This window comes from Antrihabitans stalactiti, assembly GCF_012932915.1.
GTDB classification, from domain to species: Bacteria; Actinomycetota; Actinomycetes; order Mycobacteriales; family Mycobacteriaceae; genus Antrihabitans; species Antrihabitans stalactiti.
On record NZ_VCQU01000007.1, the window covers coordinates 223,191 to 235,264 of the forward strand.

A 12,074-nucleotide genomic window follows, 5' to 3' on the forward strand; every position below is an offset into this window, starting at 1 on the left:
AGCTCCTCAATCCCAATTGAGGCCGCCACGCCGCCACACGTATGCGTAGGCGACGATGACCGTCAGAACGAAAAGGAACATCTCGACCAGCGCGAACAACCCGAACGCGTCGAACGACACGGCCCACGGATACAAAAAGACGATCTCGATGTCGAACACGATGAAAAGCATTGCCGTCAGGTAATACTTCACCGGAAAGCGACCGCCGCCCATCGGTTGCGGAGTCGGCTCGATGCCACATTCGTACGCGTCGAGCTTCGCGCGGTTGTACCGCCGCGGGCCGACGATCAGACCCATGATCACGGAGAAGACAGCGAAACCTACGGCGAGCGCTCCGAGAACCAGGATCGGCACATAGACGTTCAAGCCGCCTGTTCTCCTTCCTGCGCGGACCGGCACAACATCGTCGTCGTGTGAGCCAAGTCTCAGCCTACCCAGATTTTCCCTTGCCTTGGCTTACTTTCCAGTCAGTTCCGTCCAAGGGAATTCGGCACGCCAGCCTGCAAAGTTGCAGCTAATGCGCGGCGGCGGGCGCTAGGCCGAAATCCGCGTCCGCAGCAACGCCACGACTGCGTTGGAAAGTTCGATCGGATCGAGCGGATGCGGTACGGCCGCTTCGGCTCTGGACCATTTCGCCAGCCACTTGTCGTCGCGCCGACCGGTCAGTACGAGGATCGGCGGGCAGTCGGCGATCTCGTCCTTCAGCTGCTTCGCGATGCCCATTCCGCCGGCCGGCGTTGCCTCGCCGTCCAGAATCGCCAGGTCGATGCCACCGGCGTCGAGGTGGCTGATCACGATCGGCTCGGTTGCAACGTCGATGTATTCGATTTCCGGTAGGTCGGGATGCGGCCGCTTTCCCAACGCCAGCCGGACCTTCTCCCGGGTGCTCGAATCATCGCTGTAGACGAGAACACGCAGTGGCGGTGTGGTCACATCCGCGATGCTACGCCCGCGAAAAGCCGCTCATCTGGGAGTTCGCGGTGCAACGATACGTCTCATGTCGCACCCACTGTCGCCGCTGGACAGGTCGTCGCTGGTCGGCGAGGTCGGGCCGGTCAACATGACGATCGGCAGCCTGATCTTCGTCGAAGCCGGTCCCGGCCTTTCCTACGACGAGATCTGCAACCGGATCAGGGAGCGTATTCACCTGGTTCCGCGGTGCAGGCAGAAGCTCGACGAGGGCCGGACCGGACTGTCGAACGCCGTCTGGGTCGATGACGACGACTTCGACGTGGAGGTGCACGTCCGCCTGGCCATGCTGCCTGCACCGGGCGGTCAGGACGAATTGATGCGCCACGTCGGCAACGAGATGTCGCGCCGGCTCGACCGCTCGCGACCGTTGTGGGAACTGCACGTCGTAAACGGTCTCGCCGACGGCCGCATCGCGATCATCATGAAGATGCATCACGCGCTCGTCGATGGCGCATCGGCCCTCGGGATCGGCATGACGGTCCTCGATATCGAGCCGGAAGCCGAACCGTGCGAGCCAGCGCCCGAGACCGAGGAAGAACGTCCGGGCTTGCTGCTTAGGCAGGCGAGGCGATTTGCCGTCAAGCCCTTGTCGAAAACACAGCGGCTCGTCGTCGAGGGCACGACTCGCGTGCTCGAAACTTCGCCGTCCACCGCGGCCGCGGACCTCCGCGAAGCCGCCGACGTGCTCCGCGAACTCCTCCGCAGCAGGCCACCCGCAGTCGAAACCCCTTTCAACAGAACCATTTCGGCGAACCGCTCGTACGACTGCACGACCGCGCCCCTCGAGATCATCAAATCGATCGCCGAGGCCACCGATCGCACGGTCAACGACGTCCTGCTCGCCATTGTCACCGGCGCGCTCGCGATCTATCTGCGCGAGGCAGGCGTCGATCCCGACGCGCTGGAGCGGGATCCGACCACTCTGGTCCCGGTCAGCATCCGTCGAGAAGGCGAAGTCGGGGGCAATCGGATCTCGGTCGTCATCGTCGAACTACCTGTCGCCGAACCTGATCCGTTGCGCAGGGTCGAGATCGTCGGCGAGCGGATGGACGAGCTCAAAAGCGCGGGCGGCGTGATGGCGGGTGCCATTTTCGTGGTCGTGGGCGGGCTCGCTCCTCCGCTACTGTCCCCCGCGCTGTCGACCGTACTGAGTGCGGGAATCGATTTCCCGTCGCACAACCTCGTGGTTTCGAACGTGCCAGGGCCCACCGCGCCGCTGTATCTCAACGGCCGTCGCGTGCTGGAGATGTACCCCATCGTGCCGCTCAATCCGGCCGATCAGGGACTCAACGTGGGGGCGTTCTCCTACGACGGCACAATGCATTTCGGATTCCATACCGATCGCGCGCTGGACCCGCCGGTCGGTCGTCTCCGGGAGGCGTTCGATCGCGCGGTCGACGATATGGCCGCCGCTGCCGGTATCGACACTGCACCGGCATCTATCGCGGAGCCCGCACCGCGACTAGCCTGGATTAACCGCACATTTCGCCGGACCTGAAGGATCGGGGTGTAGCCAGATGCGGATCTCTGATGTGATGAAACACAAGGGTGCCGACGTCGCGACGATCGGTCGCGACGAGACAGTGGCCGGCCTCATTGCGCAGTTGGCGTGGCGCAATGTCGGCGCATTGGTGGTCGTCGAAGGCGACGCTGTCGTCGGAATCGTGTCCGAACGCGACGTGGTGCGCCAGCTCCACGTGCGCGGTCCCGACCTACTGCAGGTTCGGGTGTCGGACATCATGACCAAAGATGTGGTGTCCTGCTCCCCCGACGACACCGTCGACAGCCTCGCCGCGAGAATGACCGACTTGCGGATCCGACACATGCCGGTCCTCGTCGAGGCGAAGCTTGCCGGGATCGTCAGTATCGGCGACGTGGTGAAGAGCCGGATGAGCGAGTTGGAAAGCGACCGTGAGCAATTGGAGTCCTACATCGCGCAGGGCTGACTACCTTCGCGTCGACGCGGCAGCCGCCGCGATGAACGCGCCTGCAGGCTCCGGCCGTCCGTAGAAATAGCCCTGCGCGAATCGAAATCCGATCGACTTGACGGCAGCATCCTGGCTCGCGGTCTCGACACCCTCGGCAATCACCGGCAATTCGAGCGCCACACCCAGCGCCGCCACTGCAGCGAGCAATCTGGGCGGTCCGGAGGTGGGCGTAATCGAGAAAACGAAGTTGGCGTCGAGTTTCAACAGGTCCGTCGGCAATTCCGCCAATCTGTTCAGCGAGGAATAGCCACTGCCGAAATCGTCGATGGCTATTCGGATTCCGCGCTCCCGGAGCGTGCGGATATTTGCTATCGCAGTCTCCGTGTCGGCGGCGAGGAAGGTCTCGGTCACCTCGAGTATCAATTGATCGGACGGCCAACCAGTCGCGCGTAGCGTGTCGTCGACCATGTCGGCGTAGTTCTTCTCGTTGATCTCCAGACCTGACACGTTGACGTTGAGATCCAGCCTCGTGATCACCGATCGTTGCATCTCGAGCGCGTCGAGGCACGCGCGCCGCAGGACGCTCTGGTCCAGGGCTGCGATGAGGTCGTTGTCTTCTGCGATGCGCACGATCTCGTCCGGCCGCAAGTCAGGTCGAGTCGCTGGGGCCCAGCGCAACAATGCTTCGACGCCGACGATATTGCCGCTCGCCAGCTCCACGATCGGCTGATAGTGCACGTTGATCGTATCGTCGTCGATCGCGTCGCGCAGTTCCGCGGCGAACGGCGGCCACGCGCCCGATTCGATTTTCGTCCGGTTTCGGCCCGCACGCTTGGCTCGGTACAGCGCAATGTCGGCCCTACTGACCAGCGACGACGCCGATTCGCCCGGCTGCCATCGGGTGACGCCTGCCGAGCAGCCGATGCGGATCGACATCCGGAGCAACTCCGACATCCGGATGGCCTCGTCGTCGTCGGAATTCGGCATGAGGATCGCGAACTCGTCGCCGCCGTAGCGGGCGAACAGATGCTCCGGCCGGACCAGCCGACGGCCGGTCTTGGCTATGTGCCGCAGCGCTTCGTCACCGCCTGCGTGCCCTTGCCGTTCGTTGATCTCCTGGAACCGGTCGATGTCGATCAGGACCAGCAGCAACGTCTTGTCGTCTCGCTCCGCGCGCTCGATCTCGATGTCCAGACGCCGATCGAAACCACGCCGATTGACCAGTCCTGTGAGGCTGTCCGCCTCGGCCGCCGAGGCCAGCCTGCTCAGCACGAAGACTGTCGTGCCGACCAAAATCACGACCGAAGCCGCGGAAAGCCCCGCCCACCAAGAAAGTTCGGGGCGAATTGCAGGAAGGACCAGGCAACCGGCTACGCACGCACCGATCTGCAAGCTAGCGACGGTCAGCGAGAAGAAGAACCCCGCGAGTGCGGAGAACAGCACGTAATTCGTCGCTACTGCGACAGTCCCGATCGAAGTGGTCTGCGCGTAGGTGCCGACCGTCATGACTGCAATGCCGAACCACGTCAGAGCCTCGTAGTGGCGGCGCGTGAATCGACACCCGAACGTGAGCAACACGACGGCGAGAATTGCCGCGAGACCCGCAGTCGCATACGACAACGGGGTCGTCGCCTTCGCCGGTGCAAGGCCCGTGATGACGAATCCGATGAGCGACCCGAAGGTCGCCAGCGTGCCGGTGGTCCTCGCCATGACCGCAGGGGTGGCGAGCGCCGCAGGCCTGAGCAACCATTCGATTCGTGAACTGGGCATTCAGCGTCCGAATGCGTCAGCAGGTTGCGCTTCCCCGAACAGCGACCCCTGAGCGAATTGGTAACCGTGCGCAATCAGCGCTTCGACCTGCGCCGAATTCTCCACTCCACGAGCGATGACAGGCAAGTCCAATGCGTCGGCAAGCGCGGCGACGACGCCGATGAGCGACGGACCGGCGGACTCCTGCGTCGCAGCGGCCACGAATTTGCGGTTGACCTTGGCCATATCGATCGGCAGCGTCTCCAACTGGCTCAGTGAAGAGTAACCGCCACCGAAATCGTCGATGGCGATGCAGATTCCACGATCGCGCAAGGCCCGCAGGTTTCGAACGACAGCGGGGGTTTCGTAGTCGAACACAGCTTCTTGAACCTCGAGAACCAGTAGACCGGCAGGCCAACGTGTCCGTTTCAGTATCTCCTCGACAGTCGCCACGTAGTTCCGTTCCGCCAGTTCTCGCCCTGAAACGTTGACGTGCAGAAATGCGCGCTGACTACGCTGAGCGAATTCCGCGACCTCCCGGCACGCACGCTCCAGCACGATGCGGTCGAGGGCTGCGATGAGGTCGTGTCCCTCGGCAACGCGGATGGCTTCAGCGGGGGTGATGCCTGGATCGGCACCGGACCTCCACCGCATCAGCGCCTCGTACCCGACGATGTCGCCATCTCCGCCGAGGCGAACGATCGGCGCATAGTGGACGGCGATGTCGGCCTGTTCGATCGCCTTTCGCAACTCCGACGCGACAGCCGAAGCGTGCACCGGTTGCACCGCGGTCTGGCTTCCGCCGGAGTGCTTCGCCTTATAGAGAGCGATATCGGCACGACCGACCAACAGCGATCCCGATTCACCCTGCCGCCACGACGTCACACCCGCCGAGCAGCCGGTCGAGATCGATGCGCGAAGGCGCTCGCTCAACGCGACCGCTTCGTCTTCTGTCGCTTCGGGCAACAACAACGCAAACTCGTCGCCGCCGTAGCGGGCGAGCATCATCGTTTTGTCGATGTGACTTCGCCATACGTCGGCGACCTTCCGAAGAACCGCGTCGCCGACATGATGGCCTTGCGAATCGTTGATCCACTTGAATCGATCGAGATCGAACAGGACCAGAACAGGCCGCCCGCCGGACCGCTTTGCATCCGCGAGTGCGAAGCCGAGTTGGTGGTCGAAGCCGCGCCGATTCAGCAGCCCAGTCAGACTGTCGACGTTGGCATCCGAGGCGAACCTGCTCAGAATTCCGACGGATCCAGCGATCAGCAGTGTCCCTGCGGCTGCCACGATCCCCGCGGCCCAGGTGAGATTATGCCGCGCGCCAAGGCCGACGACGACGCACGCCACAGCAACCGCATTGATGACGACTGCGTGCGTCCACGCGAAGAACAATGCAGCGGACACTCCGATGCACACCGCAAAGCTCGCCAGGCCTACCGCTGCGGCGTCGTCGGTCACCAAAGTCAGGCCGAAGGCGAGCGAAACACAACCCAGCAACGCGAGAATCTCGTAGTGGACGAGCGACAGCCGATAGCCCCACACTGCGGTCGCGATTCCGATCGCTGTAGCCAAAGCAGCGGCCGAGTACACCACCGGCGTCGCCGAATCAGTGGCGATTTGCGACGCGATGATTGCGCCGTGGATACCGCCGACGGCGTACATCGCACCAATTACCCGGCCGATCACCGCCGGAGTCGCCAGCGCGGAGGGTGCCTGGAGCCACACCTGCTGCAGCCTCGTGACCCGCAGCCCCACCATCCGGTCACAGTACCGCTCGAAACCAGCTGACCTGGCCCGATTCGCCTATGCCACCTTGCCGAACAGCCACACTTCTTGACGGACTGACATATCAGTCGCTTTAATATCCGCATGAGGTCAGAACAGCCCGAGTACGAGGTGGCAATCATCGGCGCAGGCGCGGGCGGCATCTGCGCTGGAGTGAAGCTCGCCGAAATCGGCGTGACCGACGTGGTGCTCATCGACCGTGCGAACGGGATGGGCGGAACCTGGCTGTTCAACACCTACCCCGGCGTCGGTGCCGATCTGCCGACCCTCGCCTACCAGTTCTCGTTCGCCCGCAAACACGACTGGGATCGATTCTTCGCCAGTGGTAAGGAGATTCAGGAATACCACCTGGAAGTCGCACGCGCGGCGGGCCTCGACCGAAAAGTTCGACTCGGCACCGACATCGTCAAAGAAGAATGGGACGAGGCAAACCACCTGTGGCGCTTGCACATCGCCGGCGGCGGGCAGATCACCGCTCGGTTCGTCATCAGCGCCGTCGGCGCCTATCTGCGGCCGAAAGACAAGCCGGCCATCCCTGGGCTCGACGATTTCGCGGGCGAGGTCATGATCCCGGCTGCGTGGAACCACGACTACGACTTTCGCGGCAAACGAGTCGGCATCATCGGCGTCGGATCGAGCACGGTGCAGATCGCTCCGTCGATCGCACCGCTGGTCGAGCACCTCCACATCTACCAGCGCACTACCCAGTGGTACTTCCCGAAACCCGACTTCGTGATGCCGGGCTGGCTGAAGCAAGTTCTGCGAATCCCCGGTGTGGCCGGCGTCCTCCACGACGGAATCGTCCTCGGCGTCATCGAACTCGCGTTGCGCGTCCTGGTCCACACGCCGAGTCGGCTGTTCAACGCGGCGTCGTGGCCGTTCGACTCCGTCGCGCGCAGTCTCTACAAGGGCTGGCTCCGAATCAAGGTGCGCGACCCAGAGATTCGTCGCAAGCTCGTTCCGGCCTACGGACCCGGCTGTACGAGGGGCACTCTCGGCGGCGATTACCTTCCCGTCTTCAATCGCGAAAATGTCGAGCTGGTAACCGATCCCATCGCCCGCATCACCGCAGCGGGCATCGAATGCTCCGACGGGACAACCCGCGAGATCGACGCGTTGATCTTGGCTACCGGCTACGAGGTGTTCTCCGATCCGGAAAGCTACCGCGAAGGCGCGGTCGTGGGTCGGGACGGCTTCGATCTCGGGACGTTCTTCAACGAGCAGGGCTTGCAGGCGTATCACAGCACCGCGGTGGCAGGGCTGCCCAACCGCTGGATCATGGTCGGCCCGTACTCCTGGACCGGCACCGCATTCCACTACATCCTCGAGAACGCGATGCGAAACATCAACCGCGCCATCGGCGAAGCTCGTTCACGTGGGGTCACGAAGACCGAGGTCCGCAAGTCCGCACAGGACCGCTATCACGCCGAGCTGATGAGAAAAGGCCGCAACATCGCGTACTACTTCTCCGTCCATTGCGCAGGGTCGAATACGTACTTCGTGAATTCGCAAGGTGATTCGCCGTACGTGCGCCCAGCAACGTTGCTGCAGAACCGTCGCGACAGTGTCAACTACCCCCTCGACGACTACACCTACGAGACGTTGCCTGTCGGCGACCACAGTGAGAGGCCACTCGATGCGCTTCAAAGCCAACCCAATTGAGCCCAACAGCTATGAAGCCTTCTTCGCCGAGGCACCGTTTCTCAGCTACATCGAATACGAATACGACGCCACCCCCGAAGAAATCTGGCCGGTCATCTCAGGACCACGGATGTGGTCGTGGCTGCCGACCGTGTGGGGTTGCCGCTATCCGGAAGGCGAGGAAGTCGGTCCCGGCACCGTGCGCGACTTCCAAATGTTCCTCCACCACTGGCTGATCTTCGCCCAGCACGAGCGGATACTGCACTGGGAGAAGGGCTCCCACCTCGTCTACACAGCGGTCGACGCGACCCTCCCCGTGTTCGGCTCCTGGTGCGAGCGATACGCCATCGAGCCGATCGATGGTGGCACCCGAACGCGACTGCGGTGGACGCTGGCGGTCAAGCCGCGCTATATCGGGTGGCTGCCCGCCAAATGGTTTGCCGTAGCACTGAATCCGATACTCCGGTTCGGACTTCGAGCGCTTGTGCGCGAATTGCCGTCACGGCGCGGACCGTCGTATGCGCGCGGCTAGCCGGTTCCGAACCCTGCCCGAACGAAGTCGGTCAGCCCGGCACAGACTTGGTCGGGCTCCATCCCGTCTTCGCCGTCGCGAACCGCCGACACTATGGCAGCCGTCATGATCGACAGCAGCACTTCCCCAGCGACTTGGGCGTCCAGGCTCGGATCGAGAAACCCGCGCGAGATGCCGTTGGCAACATGCTCGGTCGCCGTGGCGCTGTACGTACCCAAGCTCTGCATGATCCGCTCGATCACGTGACCGTCGATCGACGATGCTTCGAACAGCATGAAGTTCATCATGCCGGGCTCGGCGTCGTTCAGTTCGAACACGCGAGCAACCACTTGGCGGAAGTTTGCACAGAACTCGTCGAGTGTGGCAGTCGATTCGGCGGCGACGGAACCCAGCGCGCGGCGTCCGATCAAATCGAGGCAATGATCGATCACGGCGTCGAGGATGTGTCGCTTGTTGTCGAAGTAGTTGTAGAACGTGCCGTGGCTGACACCGACCCGCGCGACAATGTCGGCGACTCCGATATTGCGGTAGCCCTGGCTCAGGAACAGTCCGTATGCGGCCTGCACTAATTCGGCGCGGCGAACGGCGTTGTGGTCCAACGCAGTCGATGTCATACCGACACCGTCATAGGTGCGCACAGACCACGCATCATGATGTGGACGACTGCCCCGATGTAGCGCTCCCGATTCTCCGGGCTGCCCTCGCCGCGAAGTTCCTGCAACAGGCCGGGCAGGATCAGCATCAAGATCATGTGGGCGAACACCTGGGGATCGACATCGGACCGGACGAATCCGCTCTTGATCCCCCGCCGCAGCGACTTGACGAGGAAGTTCGCCGCAAGTTGCTCGAGACCCAGCACCCGATCCTTGAGCTCCTGATCGATTGCGCTCGCCTCGACGAGGATGAGGCGCAGGAATTCCGGCTCTCGTTCGATCAGTGCAAAAGCCCGATTGGCGGCCAATTGAATCGTCTCCACCAACTCGGCAAGGGAGGTGGGCGTCGACGCCAGCGTCTCGGGATCGACCGCCTCGAACAGCCTTTCCACGCTGAAATCGAAGACGTGGTCGAGGATCTCGCGTTTGCTCGCGAAGTAGCGATACACAGTCCCCTGGCCGACGCCCGCGTGTGCAGCAAGGTCGGAGATGCCCGTCGCCTCGTAGCCTCGCTCGGCAAAGACGACATAGGCAGACTCCACGATCTGCCTGCGGCGTCGCTCCGCCAGGCCCGCCTCCTTCGGCCGCCCTCGGCGAGGCGCCGAATCGGCGTCCACGTTCGGATCTGCGGTCATGAGGGGCTTTCCTGACTATGATCGGTCCCGGGGTTAATCTTTCAGGACATCGACTGATGTATCAGTCTATCAAGCCCGTCCTGCGCGGCGCGATACGCGAGCGCCGCTGTGTCGACCGGAAGGCGCCCATGTGATGGCAGATCGCGTACCGACCTCCCGTCTCGCGCGCAGCGGCAAGATCGGCAAATTCGCGGCGCGGCAAGCGGTTCGAAACGCACGACTGCGCTTCGCCAAGTTGGCCAATCCGAAGAGCGCCGATGACGAAGCCGTCGCGCAGTCGTTCATCGACGCCGCGGACGAGTTGGTCGACATGCTCGGCGGCATGAAGGGTGCCGCCATGAAAGTCGGGCAGATGCTGTCGATCCTCGATGTCAAAATGGTCCCGCGCGAGCACCGGGCACATTTCCAGCGGCAGTTGGCGACCCTTCGAGACAGCGCACCGACGGTGTCGTTCGACAACATGCGCAAAGTGCTGGAGGACGACCTCGGCCGCCCGATCGACGAGGTGTTCGCCGAGTTCGATCCCGAACCAATAGCCGCCGCATCGATCGGCCAGGTGTATCGGGCACGACTGCACGACGGTCGCCCCGTTGCAGTCAAAGTGCAGTACGCAAAGATCGCGTCGGCCGTTCGTGCAGATCTGAAAAACCTTGCGCTGCTTCTCAAGTTCTCGAAGCCGATTTTGCCGACGTTCGACTCACGCGCATTTCTGGACGAGCTTCGCTATCACCTCGAAGAAGAGCTCGACTACGTTCACGAGGCACAGACGCAGCACGAGCTCGCGATGTTCTACGCCGGACACCCGAACATCTTCGTGCCCGACACCGTGCTGGAATTGTGCCGTCGACGCGTGTTGGTCACCGAGTTCGTCGAAGGCCTGCGGTTCGACGAGATCCGCGAGCTCGACGCCGAAACGCGCAACTCGGTCGGCGAGATCGTCTACCGCTTCTACATCGGCGCAATCTATCTCGACAACCAGTTCAACGGCGATCCACATCCAGGAAATGTGCTGCTGGCCAACGACGGTCGAGTCGCGTTCGTCGACTTCGGACTTTTCAAGCGAATGGAACCCGCCGCTGTCGACTTCGAACGTGCGGCCGTACACGCAGCTATGGACGGACGGGCCGACGATTTTCGGACGCTGCTCAGCGGCTCTGCGGTCCTACGTACCGAGTCGGACATCACGGCCGACGACTTGCTGGCCTACGCGTACGACGCGTCGCCATGGACCTTCGACGACGACGAACTGCAGATCACGGCCGAACTGGCCGGCGGGGCGCTGCTGCTGATCGCCGATCCGCGGTCGACCGACTTCGAGCGCATGCACAAGGAGAACCTGCCCGCCGAGCACTTCTTCTCGCGTCGCGCGGACTTCTACACCTTCGGCGTCATCGGCCAATTGGAGGCGACGGCGAACTGGCACAGAATTGCGCGGGAATGGGTGTGCGGTGAGCCGCCGTCCACGCCCGCAGGCATCGCGGACGCGCAGTGGCGCGAGCGAAAGTTACGTGGACTCAGCTGAGCGAGAACGGATTCCGACGCGGACGACCTCCGCGAATTCGTAGAGCTCGGTGACGAGAACTTCCACTTCTTCGAAGGTCGGTGAATCGGACGCATCGAGCAGCCAGTCGGCAATCAGCTCGAACATGCCGCCGATCGCACCGATGGCCATCCGGCTGTAATCCTGATTCTGATCCAGGTCGTCATACCGGCGCCACAGCGTCTCGACAAAGGCCGCCGACCAGCGCCGGTTCTCCCTGCGCTGCCGTTCGACCGCTGGGGAAATTCCCGCAGCCTCGCCGAAGGTAGCCCGCGCAACCCGCGGATCGTCGACCAAGGCGTGCGCGAAGGTGGCGACAATCCTTGGGATCGGGTCGGTGTCGTCTTTGGGCGCCGTTCGAATGGCGGCCAGGACCTTGTCTTCGATCTGCTGGGTCAAATCTTGCAGAAGAGCGATGTAGCACGCCTCTTTGCTCGCGAACACCTCGTAGAACGCCTTGGTGCCTACGTAGGCGGTCTGGCAGATCTGCTCGATCGACGTACGCGGATACCCCTCTGCCGCAAACACTTCGAGCGCCGCGTCGAGCAGCTGACGACGACGCTGCAGACGGCGTTCGTCGGCGTTGAGCCCCCGAATCCGCCGACCGGCCGGCTCACCCTCGATTGATGGCAT

The 12,074-nt window shown here is 63.0% G+C and carries 12 protein-coding genes; 5 read left to right on the forward strand and 7 right to left on the reverse strand.

Annotated features, from left to right (window positions below; translation table 11 throughout):
* Positions 1–6: 6 nt before the first annotated feature.
* Positions 7–366: an NADH-quinone oxidoreductase subunit A gene (locus tag FGL95_RS20585; RefSeq protein WP_169590261.1), complete on the reverse strand. Its 360-nt coding sequence runs from the start codon at positions 364–366 to the stop codon at positions 7–9.
* A 168-nt stretch (positions 367–534) separates the two neighbouring features.
* Entirely contained in the window at positions 535–933 is a 399-nt protein-coding gene (locus tag FGL95_RS20590; protein ID WP_169590263.1) for an Rv3143 family two-component system response regulator, read from the reverse strand.
* A 64-nt stretch (positions 934–997) separates the two neighbouring features.
* Between FGL95_RS20590 and FGL95_RS20595 the strand changes: the two genes are divergently transcribed.
* Together FGL95_RS20595 and FGL95_RS20600 are read left to right on the forward strand one after the other, a co-directional pair.
* Positions 998–2,470 (forward strand): wax ester/triacylglycerol synthase family O-acyltransferase, encoded by a 1,473-nt coding sequence (locus tag FGL95_RS20595; protein WP_169590265.1) that lies wholly within the window; start codon positions 998–1,000, stop codon positions 2,468–2,470.
* Between the two features lie 19 nt (positions 2,471–2,489).
* Positions 2,490–2,918, forward strand: coding sequence for a CBS domain-containing protein (locus FGL95_RS20600; RefSeq protein WP_169590267.1), 429 nt, complete (start codon positions 2,490–2,492; stop codon positions 2,916–2,918).
* Here the strand turns inward: FGL95_RS20600 and FGL95_RS20605 are convergent, their stop codons facing one another.
* Positions 2,919–4,670: a putative bifunctional diguanylate cyclase/phosphodiesterase gene (locus FGL95_RS20605; RefSeq protein ID WP_169590270.1), complete on the reverse strand. Its 1,752-nt coding sequence runs from the start codon at positions 4,668–4,670 to the stop codon at positions 2,919–2,921.
* Positions 4,671–6,413, reverse strand: coding sequence for a putative bifunctional diguanylate cyclase/phosphodiesterase (locus tag FGL95_RS20610; protein ID WP_169590272.1), 1,743 nt, complete (start codon positions 6,411–6,413; stop codon positions 4,671–4,673). It lies immediately after the preceding gene.
* 111 nt (positions 6,414–6,524) lie between these two features.
* On the opposite strand from FGL95_RS20610, the gene FGL95_RS20615 reads away from it, so the two are divergent.
* Positions 6,525–8,102, forward strand: coding sequence for a flavin-containing monooxygenase (locus FGL95_RS20615; RefSeq protein WP_169590274.1), 1,578 nt, complete (start codon positions 6,525–6,527; stop codon positions 8,100–8,102).
* Positions 8,077–8,613: an SRPBCC family protein gene (locus FGL95_RS20620; RefSeq protein WP_169590276.1), complete on the forward strand. Its 537-nt coding sequence runs from the start codon at positions 8,077–8,079 to the stop codon at positions 8,611–8,613. The genes FGL95_RS20615 and FGL95_RS20620 overlap by 26 nt, the downstream gene beginning before the upstream one ends.
* Here FGL95_RS20620 and FGL95_RS20625 read toward each other — a convergent pair.
* A complete protein-coding gene (locus tag FGL95_RS20625) occupies positions 8,610–9,227 on the reverse strand; it encodes a TetR/AcrR family transcriptional regulator (RefSeq protein ID WP_169590278.1) in 618 nt (205 codons plus the stop codon). The two genes, FGL95_RS20620 and FGL95_RS20625, sit on opposite strands and share 4 nt — an antisense overlap.
* A complete protein-coding gene (locus FGL95_RS20630; protein WP_169590280.1) occupies positions 9,224–9,901 on the reverse strand; it encodes a TetR/AcrR family transcriptional regulator in 678 nt (225 codons plus the stop codon). Before FGL95_RS20630 ends, FGL95_RS20625 begins: the two co-directional genes overlap by 4 nt.
* 133 nt (positions 9,902–10,034) lie before the next feature.
* Here FGL95_RS20630 and FGL95_RS20635 point away from each other — a divergent pair, with 133 nt between their 5' ends.
* On the forward strand, positions 10,035–11,423 hold the full coding sequence (locus FGL95_RS20635; protein WP_169590282.1) for an ABC1 kinase family protein: 1,389 nt from the start codon (positions 10,035–10,037) through the stop codon (positions 11,421–11,423).
* Here FGL95_RS20635 and FGL95_RS20640 read toward each other — a convergent pair.
* Positions 11,406–12,074 (reverse strand): TetR/AcrR family transcriptional regulator, encoded by a 669-nt coding sequence (locus FGL95_RS20640; protein ID WP_169590284.1) that lies wholly within the window; start codon positions 12,072–12,074, stop codon positions 11,406–11,408. The genes FGL95_RS20635 and FGL95_RS20640 overlap by 18 nt on opposite strands.